A 25,847-nucleotide genomic window follows, 5' to 3' on the forward strand; every position below is an offset into this window, starting at 1 on the left:
GCGATGTCGGCCTCGGGTCGGACGGAACGGACACCCGACCGGGCCGGGGCGACGCACGGCCCGGCACCCGCACGCCGGACTCAGCCGATGTGGAACAGCGGCACCGCGTTGACGAGACCGTGCACCACGAGCAGCGGCCACATGGCCCGGTACCTCCACCACAAGAGCCCCAGGAAGATCCCCGTCACACCCTGGTTCGCGACCACCCGGGCGATGTCGGTGAGCAGGTCCCCGGTCCCCTGGATCGCGACATGCCAGAGGGCCCACAGGATCGAAGCCCACAGGATCGCCCCCACCGGCCCCACCAACACCTCGAACCGGGTCTGCGCCCACCGCCGGTAGAAGAGCTCCTCCAGGACGGCGTTGATGAGGAACCCGATGACGATGATGGCCACGAGCGTCACCGGATCGAACTCCGCCGGATAGCCGAACCCGTGGTCCGTGGAGGCGATGGCCAACGTCGCCGCCGTCCACACCGCCACCGCGACCAGCGGAGCGACCCGTGCGCGGGGACGTTCCACGGCCCGCAACGCCGCCCGGGCACCGGCCTCCCTCCCGAACCCGGTGAACCTCCACAGCGCCAACGGCAGCACCAGGAGCAGGAGGAGCTTGCCGACCGTGTACACGGGTTCGGCGGGCCCCGCCGCGAGCAGCAGCGCCACGAAGGCGAGGGCGCACACCACGAGCACCAGCGCCTGGACACCGAGGGCCCACACCGCCTTCGGCGTGGTCTCCGGCCGCCGGAGGTCGTCACCGGTCACCCGTCGCGGCAGGAGCAGCACCGCCGACGTCCCGGCCAGGACGGGCACCCAGGTCCGCCAGAGGTGCTCGGTCTCCTGCGAATCGGCGCTGGTCCTGATCCGCCCATCGGCTCCGATCAGCACGAAAAGGATCGAGACCGCGTGAACACCGAGCGCGGTCAGCAGAAATGCGACACGGGTCCACCGGGGGAGGGCTCCATCGATCATGCGCCCGATCATAAACACCGCGCCAAAAGCCGCATCCGAGGCTTGAAATTCTCACATTCCGTCTGACGGTGTGTATTCGGCAGCGGAGAAAAACCCGGACGCCGACCGCCCCCCGCGATCAGGGCTGCCGCCCCCGGCGTTCCGTCGCGGAACGAGTCGTGCTCGCGCCTCCCGGCGGCGAGAGGGGACGCGGACCGTCATGCGAGGGTGTGCCGTGGCCGACCGACCGGACGGCGAGCCGCCGTCTCGGGCCGTCGGAGAGGGATCGCCCCCGACCGATATCCGCCCTCGGACAGGGGCCGGGAAGCGGCCCCCGCCCGGCCGGGGCACGGGGAGGCCAGGGCACGGGCAGGCTCGGAGCCGGGGGACGGCCCGGGAGGGACGTGGTCGAGGTGGGGACGGAGGGCCGGCAGGGAAGACCGGAGGGAAGGGCTGCCGGAAGAGCCGGGAGGGTCGAGAGGGAAGGCCGAGGTAGAGGGACGGCCGGGAAGGCCGAGGGGAAGGCCGGGGGAAAGGCCGGGAGAACCGGAGCGGTAAGGAGGAGAGAGGACCGGTGTTCCCGAAGGGACGGAGCGGGAGCGGTGGGTAGGCTTCCAGCCGGCGAAGGCCTGGCGAGGGGGCGCGATGAGCGGTGGCGAAGGCGGCGGCGAGAGGGGACGCGGAGGAAGACCGCTGCGCGGGGTCGGCGGGTTGAGCCGGGAGGAACTGGACGCGGCGCGCGACCGGCTGTTGCCGGACGTGCTCGCCGACGGGCTGAGGGTGGTGTTCTGCGGGGTGAACCCGGGACTGACCACCGCCGTGCGCGGTCACCACTTCGCCGGTCCCGGCAACCGGTTCTGGCCGGCGTTGGCCCGGTCGGGGTTCACCCCGGAGGTGCTGCCGCCGGATCGACAGGGCGAGCTGCCCGGTCTGGGCCTGGGGCTGACGAACCTGGTGGCACGGCCGACCCGCGGCATCGAGGAGTTGACAGCGGAGGAGTACGCGCGCGGTGTGGAGGTGCTGCGCGAGAAGGCCCTGAAATGGGAGCCGGACTGGCTGGCGATACTGGGCGTGACTGCGTACCGGGCGGCTTTCGGAGCGCGCGGGGCGCGGGTCGGTCCGCAGGAGGAGACGCTCGGCGGGACCCGGGTGTGGCTGCTGCCGAATCCGAGCGGGCGCAACGCCCATTGGACGCCCGCGATGCTGGCGGAGGAGTACTCCCGCTTGCGGGCGGCGGCGGGCCTCCCCGACCGGTCGGCCGGGACCGACGGAGCCACCGCGGTCGGTTGACGTCGCGGGGAGGACCGGAGACGGGGGAACCGGTCGCGAGGCCGGGGCCCGGCGCCGCGACCGGTTCGGTCAAGCGGTCCGTGGGAGGGTGAACGCGGCCCAGGTGTGGCGGCCCAGGTCGCAGCACTCACAGACCGGGCGGTGACCCCGGACGGTGGCTGTGGCCTCGATGAGGAACAGGCCCCGTCCGCCCTCGGCCGTGGCCCATTCCTGCGCGGTGCGGGCGTGGGGGATGGCCGGGACCCGTCCGCCGGTGTCGCCGTCGTCGGTGAAGCCGACGCAGACGCGATCTCCTATCGCCCAGAGGGTGCGGATCACCTCCCCGCTCCCACGTCCCGAAGCCGTGTACCGCACCGCGTTCGTGAACAGCCCACTCCCGCACAGGGTCACCGCGTCGACCACGCCGGGATCCGCCCCCGACAGGTCGGCGGCCAGGTCACGGCGCATCCGCGCCAGAGGGGAGGTGTCCCCGGCATAGCGACGGGGAGGCCGGACACGGACGCTCATCACACCTCCACCTTTCGGCTCCGCTGTGCCGGCCAGGTTCGCACCGACGCCTCCAGATCCTCGAACCCCGGCGTCGGCCCACCGCTCCGTCGGACCACCGTCGGCGCACCCGCGCCCACGGACGATGCGACCGTCGGCACGGCCTTGGGTGAGAACGGCGTATCGGGTGAGGTCCCGTTGGCCGGTCGGGTCATGGTGCGATGCCCGCCCCGAGCGGGCGCGACGACGGGGGCGGGGGCGGGGTCCGGAGCGAGCAGGTCGCCGGGCGGGGTCGGACGCGACCGCGGGATACGGGGTGCGGTCCACCGCTCCAGGCGGGCCAGGGCCTCGGCCTGGACACGGACCTGTTCGGCCTCCGTCTCCCCCTCGTTCCGGGAGGCCGCCGCGCGTTCGTGGGCGGCGTAGTAGGGCCGGACCAGGGCGACGTCATCGGCGGGAAAGGACTCGGGCGGAGAGGTGAGAGGGCGCGCGTGGGGGCGATCCACCGGGAGGTGGACGGTGGCGCGGCGGGCCGGTTCGGGGTTCGCGGCGTACCGGCGCACCCGCTGCGACCTGCGGCGCAAACCGGAGAACGTGCTCCGGGAGTGGCGGCCACGGGAAGGGAAGAGCAACGCTCCGACCATGCGCAGGGCACGGCCGAGAAGCGTGGCAGTAGACTGCTTCACGCTGGCAATCCTTCGGTTAAAGGGTTTGAGTTGCCGGCCACGACCCCGTGCGTTCTTCAAACGCAGCGGGGTCTCTGTGTTCGGTTGTTGGTTTCTAGGCAGAGATTAGGGGATCGCGGGGACGGAAGGGAAACGTACGGCCGAGTAACCGCGAAAAAATTTTACGGAGCGGCGTTTCCGCAGGCCGGGGTGGCTCGTAGGATTTTCTCTACAAAAGACTTCAACGTCTCCATTCGGACATGAAGGGACGGCACCCTTACGCGCCGGCCGTTCATCACCACCGAATCCCGTGCGGTCCTCGGACACGGCGACGGGCCCCGCGCCCCTCCCGCGAGACCCGTCTTCCCGGCTTCGGCTACCCGTGTGGCCGGTGCCCGTTCCCCGCCGCCTCGGACCCCGCCTCGATCGGAACACCGCCCACCGAACCCGTCTCAGAACCCGCTTCCGGCCCCGAGCCCGACCCCGGGTCGGTGTCCGTCGAGAGCGGTCCCGTTCCCCCGTCGCCGCGCTGCTCGCGCAGCATCCGGTCCAGCCGCTCCACCTGTGCCCCCAACTGCTCCAGGCGCGCCATGACCGCCTCATGCTGCACGGCCTCCAGCGCCTGGTCCTCCACCCAGCGCTCCGCGTTGAACTCCCGCTCCATGGTGGTGACGATGACGCCGATGACCAGGTTCAGCATGATGAACGCGGTGAGCACGATGTAGGTCACGAAGAACACCCAGCCCATGGGGTGGTCCTCCAGGACCGCCTCGGACACGTCCGGCCAGTTCTCCGTGGTGAGCAGCAGGAACATCGTGTACAGCGACGCCCCGAGGTCTCCGAAGAACTCCGGCACGTCCTCACCGAAGAGCTGCTGCGCGATGATCGCCGAGGCGTAGACGGCCACCAGCAGCAGCCCGATGACGGTGCCCATGCCCGGCACCGACTTGAAGAGGGCGGTGATGATCAGCCGCATCTGCGGGACGGCCGTGATGACCCGGAAGACGCGCAGCACGCGCAGGATCCGCAACACCGCGAAGGGGCCTGTCGCCGGGATCAGTGAGATGAGCACGACGAGGAAGTCGAACCAGTTCCACGGATCACGGAAGAACCGCCCCCGCCAGGCGTAGAGCTTGAGCGTCATCTCGATGACGAAGACGCCGATGAAGACCCGCTCGGCGACGAGAAGATAAGGAAGGGCAGAATCACCATAAGTCGCCCATCCCAAAATCACCGCGTTGACGATGATGATCCCCAGCACCACATTGGAGAACCACGCGCTCTCCACCAGACGGGTGACCCGGTCTCTCCGCAATGTCCTGTCCCCTCCAGAATTCCACTCCCGATTCGGACAGTGGCCCCCCACATATATCAAAGCAACTCGAAACGCTCTTCGGCGCGTCGCTCAACGCCGAGAATCCCGCCGCCTTCGTGATGACGCAGGCCACCCCCACGCCCGCACCTCTCGACCCGCATCCCGCCTCGACGGGAGAGCCCACCCGATCCCCGGTCCCGTGCGGCGCCGTCCGAACGATAACGGAAGGGTGACGGGCGGCGCGTTTTCCACGTGCAACACACCACATCCGCTTTTCCGGCCGGAACACGAACTCTCACAAACCGGACCGGAAACACGCGTTCGGGTGGGAACTCTGGAGTCGACGGGGAAGGGGACCTTTCGGAGAGTGGGATGCCGGGCCGCCCGCAGGGGTTCCTGGAGGCACGCGACGCACTGGTATCTTCGCTGCTGGCCGCCGGGCCCCGCCGGACAGGGGTCATGGGCGCCGCCGACACCAGGCCGCCCACGACCGAGGAAAGAAGGCCATGGCGGAGCTGAAGTACTTCACCGGAGCGATGAACTCGGGCAAGAGCACCATGGCCCTCCAGGAACATCACTCCCGTGGTCGTGAAGGCGTGCTGTACACCCGCCAGGACCGAGCGGGCGCGGGCATCATCTCTTCCCGGCTGGGGCTGGAGTCCCCCGCCGTCGAGGTCACCGACGAGCTGGACCTGTACGACGACGTCGCCGACCGCAAGGCGCCGTACGTGATCTGCGACGAGTCCCAGTTCCTGTCCCCGAAGCAGGTGGGGCAGCTGGCGGGGGTCGTGGACGGCATGGGGATCGACGTGTACTGCTACGGAATCCTCACCGACTTCCAGGGGCGGCTCTTCCCGGGATCACAGCGGCTGGTGGAGCTGGCCGACAAGATCGAGGTCCTGCCGGTGTCCGCGCGCTGCTGGTGCGGCGGCCGCGCCACGCACAACGCGCGCGTGGTCGACGGCGTGATGGTGTACGAGGGCGCACAGGTGCACATCGGCGGCAACGAGTCCTACGCGACCCTGTGCCGCCACCACTTCATGGCGGGCATCGCCTGACCGGAACCGGCCGCACCCGTCTTCCCCTCTCCTCTCTCCGCTCCTCCCCTCTCCCCTTGCCTTGTCCATCCCCGCTCACCGGCGATCCGCTCCCAAGGGTCGGGTATCGGGAGATCATCCGCCCCTCCTCGGTACCGCAGCGGCCGAGCGGCGGTATCGCCCTATGGTCGCTCCAGGATCGCCGGTAACGGTGCGCCCGGCACCCCCAGGGTGGCCACGTCGCCGCGGACAAGGGACCCGAAGGACCGATCACCGTGGTGAGGGTGCGCTGGTCGAGAGGCACGGACCAGGTGTCCGGTTCGAGAGCGGAACCGACCCGCCACCCGTCGGGGAAGGCGACGATCCGCACCGCACCCGGTTCCGCGTAGGACATCGACTCGAACACGAAGTCACCGGTGGTGCCGCCCCCGTGAGAATTCAGCAATACGGTCAAGGCCCGCGCCGGTTCGGCGACCGGGAACCCCTGTTCGGCGAGGATGGCGCGGTCGCCGTCCAGGACGGCGAAGTCGGCCTCGATGTCGAGGAGCAGCACCGCCAGGGGTGCGGTCGATGGTGGAAGACCGCGCCGACACAGGTCGGGGGCTGTGAGGTTCCGGCGGACGAATTCCAGGGTGACCACGGGTTCCGAGGTCAGGTCGGTACCCGGTGTAGATCTCGATGACGTCGTCCTCGGGATCGCGGAAGAAGAGCGTCCGGTGACGCCGGTCGGGCAGGTCGGTCGGCCCCGAAAGATGGGCGCACCCGCGGCGACCAGCTCGGCGTGGCACACGTCGACGGCCGGGGGCGGTACGCGAAAGGCCAACTGAACGGATGCGGCCCCGGCCTCCAAGGAGCCGTCGTTCCAGGCCGGACCACGGCCGCGCGGGCGAAGGGTCAAGGGTCAACAGGGTGGCGCCCACCCGGAAGCTCACCCAGGTCCCGAGATCCTGCTCGACGGGGAGACCCATCACCTTCTCGTAGAAGGCCCCGGTCGCCCCCAGGTCCCGACAGAGCAGGACGGTGTGGTCCAGGTCGTGGATGTCCTTGAGGCTCAAGGCGCGGCTCCTCGATGCCGGGAGCGCCGACCTTAGCAGCGCCGCCTTCAGCGGCCACGGCACAGTGCCCTGGCGGACGCACGGCCCCACACGGAGCGGACTGGCGGTTCCAGCGGCGAGAGGCCACGAGGGCGGCTGAGGCTTAACCGAATGTCGCAGACGCGCCCGCTTCGATCGGCCTCCCGGACGAAGCCGACTCTTCCGCGTTCCTGCCGGCAGGCAGCCTGTTCACCACGGATACCGATCGTCGCGGCGCCCGGCCCAGTTGGCCACTGAACGGGCGGAGAGTGGCTGGACAGCGTGAAGTCGACGGAACCTCAGCACCCCCTTGTTCTCACTTTAAGGAGAAGACAAGGGATACGCGAGGCGGGCATCTCAGTCTGTGGACAACTCGCACTCCCCACGAACTCCTCCACCGGACTCAATCCCAGCCCCAAAAGGCCCGACCTTAACGAGCTATCTCGGGATGAGATCTCTCATATCGTTATCCAATCTCCTATGAAGTTTTTGCACCTCATTGGAGAATGCCGAAGCATCAACTTGATCATCTGAATCCAACCGAATCACTATGACCCCACTACGCTTTCTAGCGACCACAGAATAGAAGGTTCCCGATCCGGACTCCGGAGTTCCATAAAAATACTGCGCCTCATCGAGAAAATCGTAAGACCCACTCTCCTCGATCAACACCCCAGCGCCACCGACTTCGGAAGCGGCCTCCTCCAAGTATCCACTCGCCAAATCATCCCTGCCATCTTCCGGTGAATAGATGACAGCCCAATAAGAGATTTCGGCACTCCATGGCCCGCCAGGATAGGGCGCTCCATTCGGAGTCACCCGGGCCTGACATGAGCCAGATCTAACAAGATCGTCATCCTCAGGAGGCCCCCCGGAGATCGATTCGTCCAAAGGTCCTTCGATCTCTCCCACCAAACTCAATTGAATAGACGAGATCGAATCAATAATGCCACAAAGCTCAAAGGCATCCGACTTGAAATCTTCCCGAGGTGCCGTAGGTTGCGCACCAATAACTCCTGGCTCGCCAGCATCTTGAGATCCAATCCCCACCCCAGAGGAAAGGGCAGAGAGAAATGATCCGAAGATCACAAGAACGATGCCGAAGACTCCGAAAGCCGCCAGCGTCCCGCATCCGAAAACCGCGAGTGCGGCCTTCCACCCGTGCAACCCCTGTTTCCTGGGTGGTGCCTTCTCGTCAACCACGATTATCCTGCGCCTCCAACTGGGCCTTCACATCGGGGTGTTCGAGCGGACGGGTGAAACCCACGATGTCCGACCGATTGGGGTCATCGTACTCTCGCACCGCGATCGGTCCACAGTTGGTGCACCAGGCCTCCACCATGAGGCCGTCTCCGATCACCATGGCCATATGACCTGGCCCCGGAGGTTCTCCCGCCCGCGTCACATCAAAGAACACCAGGTCACCGGGCTGTTCCTCACCAATGGGGATCTCGGGACCGAATTTCCATTGATCCTGTGAGACCCGTGGAATCGTGACCCCGATGCTCTCGTACGCCTTCATCGTGAGCCCCGAGCAGTCGTATCCGTGCGGCCCGGTCCCGCCCCAGATGTAGGGCTTCCCCCGCTGATCCAAGGCCCAGTCGATCACGGCCTGCGTCAACTCGTCGGGGGCCCGACCGATCGGTGCCCCGTTCTCGTCCAACTCGCACAGCACCGCGGTCCGGATCGGATCGGAGGTGTTGAAGTCCCCGTCCGCGTACCTCTCCGCCCACTCCAGCACATCGTCCACGTACCACCAGGCGTGGTTGTAGCCGTAGATCGCCTTGCGCACGTCGTCCTGGATGCCATGGGCGATCAAATAATCAGCGGCTGCGGGGATGGCGTCGCCTGGATCGTAGACGTTGACGATGCCGTCACCGTTACCGTCGACCCCGTACCCGTTCTCCGGCCGATCCTCCACCGGCTGGATCGGCTCGCCGCCCCAGCTGTTGCCGGCCGCCGATCCGTCGAGCGAACCGAACTGCATCGGCCCGGCGGCGCCCCAGTCGTTGTGCCCCTCCGTGATCCCGGGCCCCTCCCACCGCCCATGGTGGGACTCCACCTGGCCGACCCCGGCGAGGATGTTCCACGGGATCCCCCGGTCCTCCCCCGCCTCCTGGTACAGCTTCAGATAGTTCTCGGGGATCGAGTCCATCGCATAACCGCTCGCCCCGGGCTGTTCGGCATCGGCGTTGGGCGCACAGACCAGGCCGTTCGCCATAAGGCCGGCGATCTGCTGCCCGGTGTTGGTGACGATGGGGATCACGAACATCGCCACCATGATCGTCAACGCCACTACGGCGGCCACGAGGCCGCCGAACCACAGCCTCGTCGAACCCCGATCACCTGGAGCACCGAAAAACGAGAACACCGGGTCACTCCTCCCCGAACTGTCCCGCGTCGGCGGGCTGGAAGTCGAAGACCCGCCACGTCCGACCTTCCTGGACCACGGTGATCGCGAACTCCCCGAGTTCCTCGTCGAATTCCCGGTTCGCCGTCTCGGTGATGGACTGTGCCGTCACCACGAAGGTGATCGAGTCGTCCCCGAAGGCGCGGATGAACTCCACCTCGGCCCGCCCCTGGGCGACCGCTTCGGCCTCCGCCATCTCCTCCCAGAAGGCTCCGGCCCGCGAGGACTCCGTCAGCACGTCGGCGTACTCGGCGGTCGCCAACGTCCGCATCGAGTCGTAGTAGGTCTCGGGGGACCCGCTGTAGTCGATCGTCCCGTAGGCCTCGGCGAAGGTCAGAGCGGTCGCCCCGGCCGCTCGAAGCTCCTCTTCGGGGAAGGGGAACCACCCCAGCACGTCCACGTCATCGACGGCGGTGGTCGGCAACGGGCTGGGCTCGACGCCGGACAGCGCATCGGATGCCCCCGCGCTGCCCCCGTTCCCCCCTTGGGAAACGCCAGGGTCGACCGGAGCCTCCTCCGTCGACCCATCGCCGAAACCACCGACGCTGAAGTACACCCCGGCTCCGACCAGCACGACGATGAGACCGATGAACACGAACCTCTGGGCACGCTCGGGGAGAGGGTTGGGCATAGCTCGGGGCCTTTTGTCGTCGTTCGGGGGCGGGTCAGTCGTCGTTCAGCCAGAAGGGCACGTCGCGCTTCCGGTCCCTGCGGGGGCTGTTGGAACCTTCTCCCCAGAAGGGGGTGATAGGGGCATTGTCCTTGCTCTTACCGGATCCACTCAACCAGCCGCCCTCACCGTCTCCACGCCGACTCTCCGGGGCCGGTGCCGGACGGCCCGGACGCTGCGGGGCGGTACGTTCCCGCCTTTCGCGCGGCACACCCCATCGGGAGCCCCTGCCGTCGGGGTTCCCCCTCGGCGGAGTGTCCTCACGGGCACCGAAGATGCCCCGCCCTGTGCTGGGATCGGGCCGTTCCGCACTCGCGGCACGACCGATCCCGGCGGCGGAGGAAGAGCCTCCGGCGTCATCACGCCGCTCGGAACGTCCACCCGAGGCGGTGCCGAACACCGATGCCCAACCGGTGTCACCGGCACCGGTGTAGCCGCCGCTGGGACGTGGGGGGATGGCGCCTGTGCGTCCGCTCAGACTCGGCGCCTCGTCGGCCGTGCGCCTGCCGCCGGAAGGACGGCTCCCACCGTCTTGACGGCTGACGTTGAGCGGCGGTGCGGCCCCGTTGCCCCGGACCCGGCCGTAGCCGCCGACGCCTCGCACCCGGGGCGCTTCGGTGGCCTCGCCCACGGCCTCTTCCTGGCCCCTGACGTTGACATCACCGCCCGGAGCACCGGAACCCCCGGTCGGGATCCCGGCCGCCGTCGCGGCGATCGCGGCACCGTTGCGGCGGCCCCAGTTCTGGGCCTTGAGGTAGGCCGCGGGCGGCAGGACCATCGAGCTCTTGGCGAGGACCTGGCTGTTGGCGGCGTCGCTGACGACCCGCGAGGTGAAGGAGTTCGCGTTGACCGAGGAGAACAGGTAGGCGAAGGGCTTGCGGTAGACGAAGAGCGCCACCGTGAACAGGGCGAGCAGGATCATCTGGAGACCCCAGCCCAGGCTGGTGGACATGACCATGCCGTAGCACATGACCAACAGCGAGATCAGGAGCACCACGAAGATCTGCTTGAGCAGGAACCCCACCATCAACTCGACCCAGCGCAACAGCACCATCCGCCCGTATCCGGGGTGAATGCCGATGAGCAGGAAGACGGGGGACAGCAGGAACAGGACCAGGAACGCGATCTTGAGGACGATGAGCGCCACGGATCCGGCGAGGATCAGACCACCGGCGAAGATCGACGCGAACAGGGCGAGCGTGGCGACGCCCAACCTGCTTCCCTGGTCCTGACCCGAGAAGAGCGGATAGACACTGGGGTAGTACTCCTGGACATCGGCGGCGATGGTCTCGTAGGACTCCTGTTTCGCAGTGACGAGTTCGTTCGCGTCCACCTCGTCGTCCAAGATCTGCTGCTGTTCGATGCGACTGATGGCCTGCGCCTCGATGAGATCGACCCCATGAACATGGGATGCGGATTCGGCGATGTCCCCATTGCCGAACTGCCCCGCCACCCACGGCTGGCACACCAGGCTCGACCACAACATGTCCGCGTTGCGCCGCACCTGGAAGTCTGCCTCGGATTCCCAATCGGCTTTTTCAGGAGGCTCAGCCCCGGAAGGGCACGTCCCCGATCCTCCGCCGTAGGGAATCTGCCCCACCGTGCTGGTCACCAACTGGCTGCCCGAGTTGACCAGGCTGCTCGCCAACCCCATGACCTGTGCCGGGTTGACCATGATCCACAGCCCCAGCGCCGTCGCGCCGACCATCCACACCGTCGACTCGATGGTCAGCGTCATCCGCTTCCGGATGAGCCCGTACCACCCCAGCCACAGGGCACCCAGGATGACGACCGTGGGGATGAGCGGCCGCCAGATCCCCTCCCGCAGCGTCACCACGACGCTCTCCACCAGTTCGTTGAAACTGGAGAGCAGCCCGTCGGATGTCGCCGCCTGGTAGACGGTGATGGTCGACTGGTTGATGGTCTTGGACAGGTCCCAGGCGGTATTGGCGAGGGTGGCCTGCGGCCCGTTGCTGATCCCGTCGACGCACGATTCGGTGATCATGTGCCACTGCTGTCCGGCGGTCCCGTACTGGCCGTACATGCTCGCGTCGGGCGGCAGCCCGTCGGGGGCGCCCTCGATGGCCGATTGGGACTGGGGCGGCACCAGCAGCCCGTCCGATCCGCTCCCCGCGGACTCGGGCAGGGGTGCGGGTTCCCCCGGGCACAAAGGGTTGGCCTGGGCCCCGCTGAGCGGCAGCACCAGGAAGCCGGCCAGCAGAAGGAACGTCATCAGGAGGCGTCGCCATCCCCGCCGTCGGACGTGCTGATCCGTCATCTGCTGGCTCCTGCGTCGTCGTTCGGTGCCCAGGGGTCGATGGCGGACACCGTGAGGCCCGGTTCTTACCCGGCCGCCGCACGCCATCCTCCCGTCCGGGCGCGTGGATGCGCACGCCGGCGCGAGGCCGTGCGCGACCACAAGGCCCCCGGATGTCTTTACCCCATCCTCTATGGTGCTCCATCACAGAGTTCTCGTACGGGCGCAACGCGATGAGTTTTCCGGTTCTCGATCCGACCACACCCAGACTGGGGGTGACAAAAGGTTCACATATCAACGTTTTCGCAGGTAGTGGACATCAACGGCCTTCCAGAAGCACCGAAAAGCGACCAACCGCAATTATCCCTTCCGCCCCCTTCTATGAGCGGCGTCACATCAGTACCGCCGGCCAAAAGTGGACACTCGACGGCCAACCGGACTGGTACGGAGTGCCGGACGTACCTTCGGTGGAAACCGCAGTGCGGTTTGTCGTAGGACCGAAAAGAACTTCTCTGGTCAGGTCGACACATCCGCCCATCCGGACATCCCACCGAAAAGAGACACACCCCGCCCCAGGACCTGTCCGCGGTCACTTCCCTCCCTCGACTCACCCGGTCCTCGGACGGTTTTCCCACCCGCCCATCCCGTCTCGGGACACCGGCGACTCCCACCGGCATCACCCGACCCGGCCCCGCCTGCATCGCTGTGACCGCCGTTCCCGTGGTCCCGCCGGGACGGGCGGGACCACACCCCGCGTCCCGTCGAGTGGTCGCGTCCCTGTGGGCGGCGGCCCGCCTTCCCGCATCCCGCTCCCCTCGTCCACTCCCCCGCTCCGACCGGCGCCGGCTCAGCGACGGGGCCGCGCCGGATCCACGCGCTCGGCCAGGAAGCCCTCCCAGGTGCGGGTGGCGCGCTCCGCCTCCGCCCCGGCCAGGTTCTCCCCCGCCCGGTAGGAGCGTCCGACCGCGCCGGGGATCCGCAACGGCACCGTCAAGCGGCGGGTGCCCCTCGCCGCCAGGTAGGTGCGCAGCAGGTGGCCCATGGGGAGCACCTCGGGCCCGGCCAGGTCGGGGACCCGCCCGGCGGGCGCGCCGAGGGTGAGCGCCGTCAATCGCTCGGCGACATCGCGGGCGTCCACCGGTTCCCAGCGCATGCCGGGGACGGGGACGAGCGGTGACTTCGCCAGGGCCCGGACCATCGCGAGCGTCAGGTCGTGGAACTGGGCGGCGCGCAGGATCGTCCACGGCACCGAGGACTCCCTCAGCGCCCGCTCCGACTCCGCCTTCGCGCGGAAGTAGCCGATCGGAAGCCGGTCGGCGCCGATGACCGAGATGAGGAGCAGATGTTCCACCCCCGCCAGCTCGGCCGCGGCCACCAGGTTCCGGGTTGCGGCGTCGTCGCCCTTCGGGCCGCCGGCCAGGTGCAGGACCGTCCCGACACCCTCGACGGCGGGGTCGATGCCCTGACCAGTGCGCAGGTCGGCGGTCACGTGGCGCAGGCCTTCGGGGGGGCGGGAGCCTCGGGTGAGCAGGCGGACCTCGCGTCCGGCGGCGCGGAGCAGGGGGACGATCAGGGAACCGAGTCCTCCGGTGCCCCCGGTGACGAGAACGGGTGCGTTCATGGTGTGCTCTCCTCGAAATGAGCGGGCGGGCCGGGGTCGCGTGGCCCGCGCGACGGGTCCATCCACATGACCCGCGCCAGGAGAGGAATGTGACAGGGTGCGCGAACGTGTTTCGGCGGCGGAGCGGTTCGAGGAGCACCGGCCCCGGCTGCGGGCGGTGGCCTACCGGATCCTGGGATCGGTGGGCGATGCGGACGACGCCGTCCAGGAGACGTGACTGCGGTTGGAGCGCGCGGGGATCGAGGCCGTGGACGACCTCGCGGCCTGGACGACGACCGTCACGGGACGAGTGTGCCTGAACATGCTGCGCTCTCGCCGACAGCGGCGGGAGGAACCGTTGGAGGAGGCGTCCGCCGGAACGTGGGAGGGGCGCATGCCCGACCCGGTGGTGGCGTCGGGACCGGGCGCGGACCCGGAGGCGGAGGCGTTGACCGCGGACGCGGTGGGGTGGACGCTCATGGTGGTGCTCCAGGCGTTGACCCACTGGAGCGGGTGGCGTTCGTGCTGCACGACATGTTCGCGGTGCCGTACGCGGAGATCGCCCCGCTGGTGGAGCGGTCGACCGGGACGACCCGGCAGTTGGCCGCCCGGGCCCGGCGCCGGGTACGCGACCGGAGTCCGGAGGCGGACGGGGACCCGGCCCTGCGACGGGAGGCGGTGGAGGCGTTCTTCGCGGCGGCGCGGGAGGGCGACATCGACGCCCTGCTGGCGGTGCTGCACCCGGATGTGGTGCTGCGCTCCGACGGCGGGGCGGCGCGCGGGCGCCACACGAGGCGTTTGGAGGGCGCGCGCACCGTGGCGGAGCAGGCGGTCGTGTTCGGGCGCTTCGCGCCGTTCGTGCGTCCGGCACTGGTCAACGGTGCGGAGGGCGTGCTGGTCGTCGCGGGCGGGCGGCCGTTGGCCGTCATGGGGTTCACGGTGACGGGGGGACGGGTCATCGCCGTCGACGTCCTCGCCGACCCGGACCGTCTGGCGCGTCTGGGGCTTCCCGGAGAGGGGTGACGAGGGTCCGGGGACGTGTCGCCCCGTGGGGAAAGGGGGCCGGGGCGTGCCCACGTGGTCCGGGAACGGTGTTCCGGAAAGGCGGGACGCGGTTCCGCCCGACCTCGGTCATGAATGGTCCGTGAACAGCGGTGATGCCTCTTCATGAGGTATAGCGATGATTCCACGGGCCACCGGTCCAGGATGACCGTTATCGGTCACCTCCCCTTGCCCCCGGATACGGACGCGATGGTCCGGATTACAGTGAGAATGCTTCGGAAAACATCGATGGCCACCGTGAACGTCGGTGATGGGGCTTTTCTCGGATAGATTGGCCTGCGCATCGTCCCCCGGTTCAGAAGGGATGCGCCCCCATGTCCCCATCCGGTCGCTCCTCCGTCGGCCGTTACGAGTTGCGCGAACGGCTCGGCGCCGGCGGGATGGGCACGGTGTGGCACGCCTGGGACCCCGCCCTCGAACGCGACGTCGCGGTCAAGGAGGTCATCCTTCCCGAGGGCATGAGCCCCGAGGACCGCGACGAGGCCCGGACCCGGACCCTTCGGGAGGCCCGGGCGACCGCGCGGATCAAGGACAACGCCGTGGTGACCGTCCACGACGTCCTCGAACACGAGGGCAGTCCGTGGATCGTCATGGAGCTGCTCAGCGGGAACTCGCTCCAGCACCACCTGGACCGGAGCGGCCCCCTGCCGGTGACCCGGGTGGAGGAGGCGGCCCGGTCGCTGCTCAGCGGGCTGAAGGCGGCGCACGCGGTCGGGGTCACCCACCGGGACGTCAAGCCCGCGAACATCATGCTCACCGAGGACGATCGGACGGTGCTGACCGACTTCGGCATCGCCAACGTCGACGGCAACACCGCTCTCACCCAGACCGGGGTGTACATCGGCTCGCCCGAGTACATGGCCCCCGAGCGGTTCGAGGGTGAGCGGGCGCTGCCCGCGTCGGACCTGTGGAGTCTGGGCGTCACCCTGTACGCGCTGCTGGAGGGGCGCTCCCCGTTCAAGCGGGAGAGCATCACCGGGATCATCAGCGCGGTCCTGACCGCGCCGATGCCGCCGCGTCCGTCGGTCGGCGGCGGCCCCGTCCCGGGGGCGGACCCCGAGAGCGCGCCGTTGCGGACGCTGATCGAGGCCCTGTTGAACCGCGACGTGTCGGCCCGGCCTTCGGCCGCGGAGGCCATCGCCCTCTTGGACCGGGCGAAGGAGGAGCGGGGCCGTGACGGCGGCACCGCCGAGGTCGTGGGGCCCGTGCCCGGACCGGCCGGGTCGCCCGGTGGCACCGGTGCGAGCACCGGCCCCGGGACCGGGGGGAACACGGCGTTCGGCACCCGGCCGGCGGCTCCGGCGGCCGGGACCGGAGGGAACACGGGTCCGGGTCCGGGCGCGGTGTCCGGCCCCCGGCCGCTACCCGGGACGGGCGGGAATCCCGCGTTCGCCGCCCCCCGCGGACACCCGACCGGGCCGCACACGGGCGGGAACCCGATGGTCCACGGCCCGGGGGTCGGGGGCGGTCCGGGACGCCCCGGACCGAACGGCCCCTACCCCGGCGGGAACACGGGGTTCGGCGGGCCGGGCACGGGAACCGGCGGGAACGCCGCGTACATGGGGCCGAACGGTCCGCGTACCGGGGCGAACACCGCGTTCGGCGTCCGCCCCGGATCGCCCGCCCCGGTGCCGCCCGGTCGGCGGGCCGAGGCCCCCCTGCCGCCGATCACCCCCGCGACGCCCTTGCGCACGGGACCGCACGCCCGGATCGACGGGACCACGGCCGCACACGGTTTCGGGCCCGGGACGGGGCACCTCGGCACCGCCCCCGCCGCCCGACGCCCGTCTCCGCCGGCGTCGGTGCTCGTGGTGTGCGCGATGCTCGTGATCAACGCCGTCGTCCTGCTGGTCCTCACGGCGATGGCCGCCGGGGACGGCGACACCGGATCGGGCGTCACCGCCGTGTTCGGTGTGTGGGGGGTGTGCTCGGGGCTCGCGGTGATCGGGCTGCTGCTACGGTCACGGCTGGTGTACGGGCTCGTGGTGTTGATGCAGCTCGTGGCGTCGGTCGGGCTGATCCTCAGCATGTTCACCGTGCTCATCTACACGCCCGAGATGCTGCCGTTCTACCTGGCGATGCTGCTGTTCAACCTGATGGTGGGCGGTTTCCTGCTGATCCCGCCCAAGGCGCGGGCCTTCTTCCGGTTGGGCGCGGCCTTCGAGTGAGTCCCCGGGGCCCGGTCACGCGCCCCACGTCCTCACCAGTGGGAGACCTGGAGCGCGCCGAGGTCGTCGAGGGCGATCCGGCCCTCGTCGGCCAGGACACGGACCATCTCCTCGGCCTCGGGAAGGGTGACGTGGCGTCCCCGGGCCAGGCGCTCCCCGGGTGAGGGGCTCTCCAACCACAGCCGGGGCCCGGTCTGCCACATCATCTGCACGACGTCCCCGGAGCGGCAGGCGAACACCCCGAACACGCCATCGGCCGGGGTGAGCCGGTAGACGAGGTCGCGGGCGGCCGCCGTGCTCAGGGGTTCGGGGTGGTCGACGAAGCCGAGGCCGCCGACGGTGGAGTCGGCGTAGGTGACGTCGAGCAGGCCCAGGTGGGTGGAGCGGGCGTCCTCGGTGGGCCAACCGGCGCCCACCGCCCAGCGGGCGAGGGTCTCCTCGACGCGCTCCCGGGAGAGGGCGGGCCCGTTCTCCACGCGCAGCAGGTCGAAGTCGCGTTCGAGGACGGCGGTACGTCCGCCCTCGCCGGTGACGGTGGCCCGTACCCCGCCGGGCAGCCAGGGCAGCACCAGGCGGGCGAGTTCGCGCACGCTCACCCGGCCCTGATGGCGGGTGATCCACGTGGGCAGGGGGTGGGGGCGGTCCTTGGTGAACCCGACCTCCACGTGCGGTTCGCCCGGCGCGTCGGGCCCGGGGAAGGCGGCCAGACGGTCATGGCGGCGCCGACTCCAGTCCATGTCCACCTCGATCTTGCGGGCGGGGTCGCCGTCCCAGTGAACGGTGAGGCCGTGCGTGCGCAGTGCCTCGGTGACCTCCGCGCCGACGGCGGCGTGGCGGACGGGGTGGGTGGACTCGAAGCCGATCATGAGCGAGGCGCCGTCGGCGGCCAGGAGCGTGTCCTGCCAGTGGTAATAGGCGTAACCGCGACTGCCGGTGCCGCCGGCCGCCGCGTGGAGTTCGACGCGGGCGCAGGAGTTGCAGCAGGAGAACTCCTCGCGGGCGAGGATCCCCGACTCGTCCAGGGCCCGGAACGCGCGGGTGAGTCGCTCGGAGTCGGTGCGGGAGGGGCGCCTGCGTTGGCGGTGGACGTGCTCGGCGAGGGCGGCGTCGACGTACTCGGGCAGGGTGGCCGCGAGCGCGCGGACCTGTGGGGCGTCCGGGTCGATGTGCTCGGGCAGGGCTTCGACGAGGTGTCCGCGGGCCTGTTCGAGGAGCGCGGAGTAACCGTCCCGACCGGCCGCGACCCGGGCCGCGACATCCTTCCGAACCATGGCCAGGAGCTCGTCGCCGTCCCAGTGTTCGCTCATTGGCCCAATGTGTCAGAAGTCGGGAGTGTTCGGATGCGGTTGTCCGAGATATCGCCGTCCGCGGGCGGTCGTATACGGAAAACGGAAGTGACCGCTGGTGTTCGAATGACGACTCTGGGAAATGTGCGCGTGGATTTCGCTTGGTACGGCGGCGAAAGGGGTCTCGGGAGAAGGCGGGGCCTACCCGGGGGAACTCCTCCGTGGTCTCCTCGGAATTCGGGAAGTGCGACAACGGTCACAGGACGGGGGGTCCCTTTCCGCGATGTCCGCACCGGGCTCCCGATGGGTCCGGGGCCGCGTGCCCCTCAAGGCGCCCGGCGTCCCGGGCGGGGGTCCGCGACGGTCGGGGCGTCCGTCGGGCCGGCCGCTATCGGCCCTGGTCGGCGCGATACCCGGTGGATCTGGCGAACACGCGCCATAATCGAGGTGTCCCCGTTCCGGGGGTCATCCCCCGACGAGGAGCGCGCGTGGAACCGCTGACCTCAGAAGATCCTCCCGTCATCGGCCGCTACCGGCTCTTGGCCCGGCTCGGCGCGGGCGGTATGGGCCGGGTGTACCTGGCCCGGACCGCGACCCGGCGGATCGTGGTGAAGACCATCCGCTCCGAGATCGCCGGCGATCCCACGTTCCACGCCCGGTTCGCCCGCGAGGTGGAGCTGGCGCGCAAGGTGGCCGGTCCGTACACGGCGGCGGTCATCGACGCCGATCCCCATGCCTCCGAACCGTGGCTGGCCACCGAGTACATCGAGGGGCCGTCATTGCAGACGGCCGTGACCCGGACGGGCGGGCCGTTGCCGGAGTCGAGTCTGGCGCTGTTGGCCGCCGGTCTGGCGGAGGCGCTGGTGGACATCCACCGGGTGGGGATCGTGCACCGCGATCTCAAACCCGGGAACGTCCTGCTGGCCGCCGACGCGCCGCGGGTGATCGACTTCGGCATCGCCAAGGCCGTCGTGGAGAACACGTTGACGCCGATCACGGCGGTGGGCCACGTGCTGGGGACGCCCACGTACATGGCACCGGAGCAGATCCTGGGGCGGGCGGCGGTCCCGGCGGGCGACGTGTTCTCGTTGGGCGGGGTGCTGTACTTCGCGGCGACGGGGACGTCGCCGTTCGGTGCGGCGGATCAGGCGCTGTTCTTCCGTGTCCTCAACACCGAACCGGACCTCGAACGGGTGCCCGAGAGGTGGCGGGAGCTGATCGCGTCGTGCCTGGTGAAGGAGCCCGAGGGACGTCCCGGGCCTGAGGGGATCCTGGAGCGGATCGGGGACATCGACCTGGACGCGAGCGGGTGGCCGCCACCCGGGGTGTTCGGCGCTCGGACCGGCTCCGACACGGCGGGGCCGGCGCCTTCGGGATCGGCGCCTTCCGCACCGGTGTCTTCGGGGTCGGCCCCTCCACCGAGAGCGGGCGGATCCGTGGACGCACCACCGCCGGTCTCATCGACCTCGCCCGTCGCCGGGGAGGAATCGGCAGGTGCCCTGTCGGGCGCGGACCCGGCCGTTCCCACCTACGACGCGCTGCCCCCGCCCTCGGTCCGCGCCCGGCTGCGCGAGCTCACCATCGCCCAGGTCCGCGACCTGCGCGCCTACGAGGTCGCCCACCTGGGTCGCGCCGAGTTCATCAGGATGTACGACGACCGCATCGCCGGTTCGGAGGCCGGTGGGCCGGACGTCTTCGGCGGGCCGGTCCCGCCATCGGTCGGCGCGCCCGGCACGGCCGCACGGGGCGACGGTGTTCCCGGAACGGCGGCACCCGGGGCGGGGGCGGGCTCCGCGTCGGTGTCCCGGTGGCGGCGATCGCGACCGCCGGTGGCGGTGGGGTGGTACCTCGGGGCGGCCGGGTACGTGATCGCGGCGGCGGTGCTCGGTCTGTACCAACCGCTCTGGTACACTGCGGCGCTGATCCCCTGTGTGCTGGTCCCGCCGCTGTTGGTGCTCCAGCAGGGGTTGCGGACCGGCCGGTCCCCGGAGAAGCCGACACCCCCGGGGTCGTCGGTGGCGCGGGTGGCGGCCTTCCTGCTCGCCCTTCCCTTGCCGCTGTTCGCCCTGTTCGCGTTCGCCAACGGCGACGGAGAGGTGCAGTGGGCGTTCGACGAGCGCTCCTACCACTCTCTGCCCCTGACCTTGGGGCTCCCGCTGCTCCTGCTCCTGGATCCGCCGCCGATCGGCTCACCGCTGCGCGGACCGGGGTGGGGGACCGCCCGCCCGGTGCTCATCGGGCTCTACGTGCTCGTGCTGGGCACGGCGTTCGTGTTCCACCGGGACGAGGTGGCGAACATCCACGTCCTCGACCATCAGCAGCGGCTGATGTGGATGGCCGTGCTGGGGGTCTGCGCGACCGTGGTCACCGTCGCCGCGCTCGGCGTCGCGGCGTGGACCGGCGGCGCGCCCCGGAGCGTGGTGGTCCCGTCGGCGGCCGCCCTCGTGTCGGTCCTCGTCCTGGCCGGGGTGACCCTCGCCCACGTCGAGAGCGATGCCCTGTGGCTGGTCTACGGATCCCCCGTCCCCCTGGCCCTGCTCGCGACGGCGGCCGTCACGGCGGCGGCTCTGGTGGCCGCCGCCGTCTCCCGGGCCCGCGTTCGGAGCGACGGGGTTCAGAACAGCGGGGAGTGACCCGTCAGCCGGTCGACGTGCTCGTCGCGGACCCGGCGGGCGGCCTCCGCGGTGGCGGCGAGTTCGTCCACCTCCGGGGAGCCGACGCCCGGGAACACCGCCGAGGCCCGGTGGTCGGCGTAGACGGGGGTGGTGTCGACGGCCTCCTGGCACTGTTCCCACTCGCGGTGGGCGGTCACCGCCCGTTCCACCAGTCGGCCGTACTCGACGATCTGTTCCACGCGGGTGCGCACGGCGTCCTCCACCGCGCACAGGTGCTCGCGTTGGGTGCGCAGTGCGTCCCGGACGCGCGGTGAAGCGGCGCGCTGCCAGCGGCGCAGGTGGGCGCGGCGCAGTTCGCGTTGGCGGGAGAGCAGGACGGCGATGCGCCACTCCTCGTCGCGGAGCACCGTCAGGGCCCGGTCGGTGTCCAGGAAGTCGCCGCCGATCTCCTCACGAGCGCGTTCGACCAGGTCGATGGTGTTCTGGACCGCGACGAGGGAGGGGTGATCGGAGGCGCTGAGGTCTTCGGGGCGCACCACGGCGTCCTCGGCGGGGGCGCGGTGGACCGGGGCGGTGCCCTCCTGGACCCGGGCGGTGAGGGTGTCGGCGGTGACCAGGGCGACCAGGACCCCGAACACCGCCCAGGGGAGCCCCATGGAGGGGTCGGCGGGCAGGGCGTCCAACAGCCGGATCGGGACGGCCACGGCGGTGCCCGCGCCGCCGATCACCCCGAGGGCCCGGGTGACCGGGTGGGCGTCCCCGCGGAGGGCGAGGGCACCGATGTAGGCGATGAGGCCGACGCAGACCACGATCATGCCCAGGTACCAGCCCACGGTGAGCAGGGACAGGGCGAGGGTGATCCCGATGACGCACAGCTGGACCCCGCCTTCGCGAAGTCGGGCACGGCGGGTGACGACCTCGCCGTTGGGCCACTGTACGAGCGGTCGGGGGTTCTCGACCCGGCGCAGGAGATCACCGCGTTCCCGTGCGGGGAGGGCGGGATCGATCACGGGTCTGGGCCGGCGGGTGACGTCCTCACTCATGGGCGGTCCCTCGTGAGTGTGCCGTTCGGGGCTGGGCGGTGGGGATCGGGCGTCGCGGGAGGAACCCGACAGGGTAGGAGATGCCCACCCTGCGGGCCCACCGAACATGACCGTGTCCGCCCCTTGCCGGGCGGCCCCCGCCGGGACCGCCCGCACAGGTCACGGGATTCCGGTGGCCCGCTCCGGCCACCGCCGCCGGTCAGCCCTCCCGGGTGGTGGTGACCAACCCCTCGTCCTCGGTGGTGGGGCGCCGCCGGGTGGGGTTGGTGTCCAGCCAACGCCGCAGGTCCTCGGAGACCAGGTCCACGGCGATGCGGGCGGCCCGGCCGTCCAGGTCGCGGAACAGGCATTCGCCGTTGCCGAGGTTGCGCAGCACCGCCAGGTGCTCCTCGGTGGGTTCCACTCCCAGCAGGGCCATGACGCTCTCCACCTCGTAGCGTTCGCTGGAGCGGAACGCGAACACCGAGGACAGGCAGTTGGTGACCTGTTCGTTGAGGAGGTCACCGGCGTTCTGGGAGACCAGGATGAGCGCGGTGTTGCGGGAGCGGCCCATACGGGAGACCTCGGGGACCAGTTTGGCGCCCTCGGGGGTGGAGGTGACCGCCCACGCCTCGTCCAGGAAGATCGCCTTGGGCAGGTGCCGGTCCAGGCCGTTCATGAGTCGGCGGGCGAACTGGGAGACCAGGTAGAGGAGGGCGACGGACAGGCGCTGCTCGTAGGAGTAGTCGTCGCGGCGCAACCCGGAGTCGGGCAGTGTGAGCCCGCCCAGGGTGAACACGGTCGTCCACCCCTCGGTGTCGATCTGCGCGTCGCCCTGGGGGTCGAAGCACAGCGACGCCAGGCGCATCTCCGACATCGACCCCAGGACGGCGCCCAGGTTGCGGGATGCGGCGTCGGAGGAGTGCGCCAGGTGGTCGACCACCTTGGCCAGGGAGGGCCGGGGCTGGTTGGCGACGGCCGCCACGGCCTGGATCATCGCCGATTCGCGTTCCTCGCTCATACGGGGCAGCAGCAGGCGCAGGGTCTCGGTGGCCATGGTCTTCTTGGCGGCCAGGTCGTCGCCGAACGCGAACGGGTCGAGGAGACCGGGTTGAGCCGACCCCAGGGACATGATGCGGGCCTTGCGGCCGCGGCTCTGGAGGAGTTTCACGAGGGACTCGGCGTCGCCCTTGGGATCGATGGCGGCGACCGTGACCCCGCGCAGGGCGAGCTGGTGGATGAGCAGCAGCGCCAGGGTGGTCTTGCCGCCGCCGGGCTCGCCGGTGATCGCGATGGCGGTGGGGCGGTTGCGGGCGGCGGCGACCAGCGGGTCGAAGTGGACGATGGAGCGGGCCCGGCCGATGGTCTCGCCGATGTAGGGGCCCACCCAGCCGTCGCCGGAGCGGTCGACGCGGTCGCCGACGTCGACGGTGGCCGTGGGCATGCCGCCGGCGATGGTGCGCAGGGGTTGGCGCTGGGCGTAGGCGCTCAACCGGATCCGGTCGCCCGGCAGGGACTCGTTGAACAGGGAGAACTGGTCGCCGGTGGAGTTGATGACGTCGATGCCGATGTCACGGTAGTGCTCGATGACGGCTTCGACGTGCTGGCCGAGGAGGCGTTCGGTGGGCGCCGACACCATGAGACGGTGCCAGCCGTAGACGAACGGCAGGCGTTCCTTGGTGATGCCGTGTTCGAGCATGCGGGCGGCGTCGATCTGCTCGGCCAGGGCGATGGGGGCCTCCACGCCGGCCTCGCGGATGTGCGCGTCCATGTCGCGGGCGTGCGCGAGTTTGCGGCCGACGTCCTTGGAGGCCTTGGCGGGCGGGATGAGCTTCATCCGCAGCGACACCTCGACCGGGAACGGCAGGGAGTCGGAGTGGTGCAGCCAGGGTTCTCCGTCGGGGAAGGGCATGAGGTCGGGGAACCGGGCGAAGGACAGGAAGGCGACCCAGGTGGAGCCCGAGGGTTGTTCGAGGCGGAGCGTGGAACGGCCGTTGTGGAGGGTGCCGTCGACCAGGGCCTCGATCTCGCCGCGGCCCCAGGTGCGGCGACCCGCGGCGGAGGGGCGGGGTTCCTCGGCGCTTCCGGTGACGGAGTGGCGGATGAGCCAGGCGAGCTCGTCGGCGGTGGCGTGGCGGGCGTGCAGCGAACTGGCGGCCAGGGCGCGGCCCAGGCGCTCGGACTGGTCGGTCCAGCGGGCGAGTTCCTTGTCGTCGACGGCGTCGTCGGTGATGCCCAGAACCTGTTCCGTGCGCTGGTAGGTGCCCAGGAACTGGGAGAACAGGCCCAGACCGGCGCCGGTGTTGCGCAGCCCGAGGCGGACGCCGAGGTAGGCCTCCTTGGTCCAGAAGTCCTTGGCCCACACGTGTCGGTAGGTCTCGTCGAGGTACTCGTACCAGCCGGGGCCGGAGTCGGAGGTCTCGTCCAGGCGGGTGGCCCACTCGGCGGCGGGGTAGGTGCGGTGGGCGATGCGCAGGTGGACCTCGGCGTCGTTCATGCGGATGGCGGCGAGCGCGATGGTGATGTTGGTGGCGAGGGCCTGGCGTTCCTCGGGGGTGGTGAACTCGTAGGAGACCGTCGGCAGCCGGAAGTAGGCCCAGGCCTCGCTGTCGCTGAACAGCACCCGGTCGTCGAAGTAGCGGACCGCGAGGCGGGTCGAGCCGCGGGTCCCCCATGTGCCGGTCATCTTCTGCCGCCCCTCCTGTTCGCGTCGCTCGGTGGGTGCGCCCGGCGGGCGGGCGCGACCGCGCGTGTGCCCTCCCCATAGTGCTGCACGGACCCCCGCCCGTAGAAGTGGAACGGGTTACGGCGCGCCAGAATGAGCGACGGCCCACCCCGAAAGCCGGGGAGGGCCGCGAACCGGGAGGGACGCGAGGCGTCAGCAGCGGTTGTTGATGGTGCTCTGGATCGAGGACTTCTCGGCGGAGGTCACCGTGAGGCTGTAGCGGTGCTTCACGTTGACCCACGCCTTGACGTAGTTGCAGTGGATCGCCGTGTTGGGCGGCATCCACTGGGACGGGTCCTTGTCGCCCTTGGAGCTGTTGACCGAGGCGGTGACCGCCCACAGCTGCGGGGAGTTCACGTCGTTGGCGAAGGTCCGCCGCTGGGTGGTGGACCAGGAGGCCGCACCGGTCTTCCAGGCCTCGCTGAGCGGGACCATGTGGTCGACGCTGATCTGGGAGACGTCGCCGCTCCAGTTGACGTTGTCGTAGGTGCTGTACCAACTGCCGGAGGTGGGCTGGCAGTTGGAGTTGGTGACGACGTTGTGGCCGTCGCGGACCAGGACGTGCTGGCGGGCCGTGCAGGGGCTGGAGACCACGACCCAGTGCGGGAAGAGGCTGCGGTCGTAGCCGGTCTGGGGACCCTTGGCGGCGACTCTGAGGGAGTTCAGCTGGGTCTGGGCGGCGGAGGTGGAGGGGATGCCGGGGGGCAGGACGTGGTGTGCGGAGGCGGGGGCGGCCCAGCCGATGACGACGGCGAGGGCCAGGGCGAGCGCCGCGGTCAGGGCACGGCGGAGCCCACGGGGGTGGGGGGTCACGTGTTATCTCTCCTCTTGAGCGGGGGTGAGGGTAGAAGGGGACGATGACCACACCACTGTGAAGGGATCCGGGGCTTCACACCAGCCCCCGTGTGGGAATTCCAGAAGAAACCGGCGTTACGTCCACGGGTCGTGTCCGACCTTTTTGCACCAAGGCCCGAACCGGATCCTTGTGAACTGGATCACGAAAAAAAGCGGGGGCGATGAAGCCCGGGTTTGACCGGTTGGGGGCCACCGGGGGGACCCGCGGCGATGAGCGCCCGGTCGCCGGATCGGACACGCCGTGCCATCCGCCGAGGGGAAAAGACCGGATGCACATGGGGGAACGGCGATCCGGGGCCGGGTGGGAACGGGAAAGGCGCCGTTCACCTTTTCGACCGGCGCCGCAGAGTAGAGCGACCATACC

The 25,847-nt window shown here is 70.1% G+C and carries 20 protein-coding genes; 6 read left to right on the forward strand and 14 right to left on the reverse strand.

All coding sequences use genetic code 11. From position 1 onward, the window contains the following. Positions 1 to 80: 80 nt before the first annotated feature. Positions 81 to 968 carry a CPBP family intramembrane glutamic endopeptidase gene (locus PWG71_RS09805; RefSeq protein WP_274809268.1) on the reverse strand — a complete coding sequence of 296 codons (888 nt, stop codon included), beginning with the start codon at positions 966 to 968 and terminating at the stop codon, positions 81 to 83. 624 nt (positions 969 to 1,592) lie between these two features. Between PWG71_RS09805 and mug the strand changes: the two genes are divergently transcribed. Continuing rightward, positions 1,593 to 2,237, forward strand: coding sequence for a G/U mismatch-specific DNA glycosylase (gene mug / locus PWG71_RS09810; RefSeq protein ID WP_274809269.1), 645 nt, complete (start codon positions 1,593 to 1,595; stop codon positions 2,235 to 2,237). A gap of 69 nt (positions 2,238 to 2,306) precedes the next feature. On the opposite strand, the gene PWG71_RS09815 is transcribed toward mug, so the two are convergent. The 3 genes from PWG71_RS09815 to PWG71_RS09825 form a co-directional block, all read right to left on the reverse strand. Next, positions 2,307 to 2,744: an ATP-binding protein gene (locus tag PWG71_RS09815; protein WP_274809270.1), complete on the reverse strand. Its 438-nt coding sequence runs from the start codon at positions 2,742 to 2,744 to the stop codon at positions 2,307 to 2,309. Next, on the reverse strand, positions 2,744 to 3,409 hold the full coding sequence (locus PWG71_RS09820; RefSeq protein ID WP_274809271.1) for a hypothetical protein: 666 nt from the start codon (positions 3,407 to 3,409) through the stop codon (positions 2,744 to 2,746). Before PWG71_RS09820 ends, PWG71_RS09815 begins: the two co-directional genes overlap by 1 nt. Positions 3,410 to 3,764: 355 nt before the next feature. Then, positions 3,765 to 4,703 (reverse strand): ion transporter, encoded by a 939-nt coding sequence (locus tag PWG71_RS09825; RefSeq protein WP_274809272.1) that lies wholly within the window; start codon positions 4,701 to 4,703, stop codon positions 3,765 to 3,767. A gap of 506 nt (positions 4,704 to 5,209) precedes the next feature. Between PWG71_RS09825 and PWG71_RS09830 the strand changes: the two genes are divergently transcribed. Further along, a complete protein-coding gene (locus PWG71_RS09830) occupies positions 5,210 to 5,761 on the forward strand; it encodes a thymidine kinase (RefSeq protein WP_274809273.1) in 552 nt (183 codons plus the stop codon). On the opposite strand, the gene PWG71_RS28780 is transcribed toward PWG71_RS09830, so the two are convergent. The 6 genes from PWG71_RS28780 to PWG71_RS09855 form a co-directional block, all read right to left on the reverse strand. After that, complete coding sequence (locus PWG71_RS28780) at positions 5,742 to 6,530, reverse strand: DUF7878 domain-containing protein (RefSeq protein ID WP_446725000.1); 789 nt, start codon at positions 6,528 to 6,530, stop codon at positions 5,742 to 5,744. The two genes, PWG71_RS09830 and PWG71_RS28780, sit on opposite strands and share 20 nt — an antisense overlap. A 721-nt stretch (positions 6,531 to 7,251) precedes the next feature. Next, positions 7,252 to 8,016: a hypothetical protein gene (locus PWG71_RS09835; protein ID WP_274809274.1), complete on the reverse strand. Its 765-nt coding sequence runs from the start codon at positions 8,014 to 8,016 to the stop codon at positions 7,252 to 7,254. Beyond that, complete coding sequence (locus tag PWG71_RS09840) at positions 8,009 to 9,085, reverse strand: C40 family peptidase (protein ID WP_446725001.1); 1,077 nt, start codon at positions 9,083 to 9,085, stop codon at positions 8,009 to 8,011. Before PWG71_RS09840 ends, PWG71_RS09835 begins: the two co-directional genes overlap by 8 nt. Before the next feature lie 103 nt (positions 9,086 to 9,188). After that, entirely contained in the window at positions 9,189 to 9,854 is a 666-nt protein-coding gene (locus PWG71_RS09845; RefSeq protein ID WP_274809275.1) for a hypothetical protein, read from the reverse strand. 34 nt (positions 9,855 to 9,888) lie between these two features. Then, a complete protein-coding gene (locus PWG71_RS09850; protein ID WP_274809276.1) occupies positions 9,889 to 12,171 on the reverse strand; it encodes a conjugal transfer protein TrbL in 2,283 nt (760 codons plus the stop codon). An 826-nt stretch (positions 12,172 to 12,997) separates the two neighbouring features. Beyond that, positions 12,998 to 13,771 carry an SDR family oxidoreductase gene (locus PWG71_RS09855; RefSeq protein WP_274809277.1) on the reverse strand — a complete coding sequence of 258 codons (774 nt, stop codon included), beginning with the start codon at positions 13,769 to 13,771 and terminating at the stop codon, positions 12,998 to 13,000. Between the two features lie 97 nt (positions 13,772 to 13,868). On the opposite strand from PWG71_RS09855, the gene PWG71_RS28675 reads away from it, so the two are divergent. From PWG71_RS28675 to PWG71_RS09865, 3 genes are all read left to right on the forward strand, one after another. Continuing rightward, positions 13,869 to 13,988, forward strand: a complete 120-nt coding sequence (locus PWG71_RS28675) for a sigma factor (protein ID WP_342455956.1) — start codon at positions 13,869 to 13,871, stop codon at positions 13,986 to 13,988. Positions 13,989 to 14,263: 275 nt separating this feature from the next. Beyond that, entirely contained in the window at positions 14,264 to 14,773 is a 510-nt protein-coding gene (locus PWG71_RS28680) for a nuclear transport factor 2 family protein (RefSeq protein ID WP_342455957.1), read from the forward strand. A gap of 353 nt (positions 14,774 to 15,126) precedes the next feature. Further along, positions 15,127 to 16,980, forward strand: a complete 1,854-nt coding sequence (locus tag PWG71_RS09865; protein ID WP_274809278.1) for a serine/threonine-protein kinase — start codon at positions 15,127 to 15,129, stop codon at positions 16,978 to 16,980. A gap of 32 nt (positions 16,981 to 17,012) precedes the next feature. On the opposite strand, the gene PWG71_RS09870 is transcribed toward PWG71_RS09865, so the two are convergent. Continuing rightward, positions 17,013 to 18,287: a DUF6891 domain-containing protein gene (locus tag PWG71_RS09870; protein ID WP_274809279.1), complete on the reverse strand. Its 1,275-nt coding sequence runs from the start codon at positions 18,285 to 18,287 to the stop codon at positions 17,013 to 17,015. A 467-nt stretch (positions 18,288 to 18,754) separates the two neighbouring features. Here PWG71_RS09870 and PWG71_RS09875 point away from each other — a divergent pair, with 467 nt between their 5' ends. Continuing rightward, entirely contained in the window at positions 18,755 to 20,899 is a 2,145-nt protein-coding gene (locus PWG71_RS09875) for a protein kinase domain-containing protein (RefSeq protein WP_274809280.1), read from the forward strand. Here PWG71_RS09875 and PWG71_RS09880 read toward each other — a convergent pair. From PWG71_RS09880 to PWG71_RS09890, 3 genes are all read right to left on the reverse strand, one after another. Then, positions 20,881 to 21,924 carry a hypothetical protein gene (locus PWG71_RS09880; RefSeq protein ID WP_274809281.1) on the reverse strand — a complete coding sequence of 348 codons (1,044 nt, stop codon included), beginning with the start codon at positions 21,922 to 21,924 and terminating at the stop codon, positions 20,881 to 20,883. The genes PWG71_RS09875 and PWG71_RS09880 overlap by 19 nt on opposite strands. A 199-nt stretch (positions 21,925 to 22,123) precedes the next feature. Continuing rightward, positions 22,124 to 24,589 carry an ATP-binding protein gene (locus PWG71_RS09885; RefSeq protein WP_274809283.1) on the reverse strand — a complete coding sequence of 822 codons (2,466 nt, stop codon included), beginning with the start codon at positions 24,587 to 24,589 and terminating at the stop codon, positions 22,124 to 22,126. 192 nt (positions 24,590 to 24,781) lie between these two features. Then, entirely contained in the window at positions 24,782 to 25,441 is a 660-nt protein-coding gene (locus tag PWG71_RS09890) for an HNH endonuclease family protein (RefSeq protein WP_274809284.1), read from the reverse strand. Positions 25,442 to 25,847: the final 406 nt, after the last annotated feature.

The organism is Nocardiopsis sp. N85 (genome assembly GCF_028882275.1).
In the GTDB taxonomy this organism is placed as follows: domain Bacteria; phylum Actinomycetota; class Actinomycetes; order Streptosporangiales; family Streptosporangiaceae; genus Nocardiopsis; species Nocardiopsis lambiniae.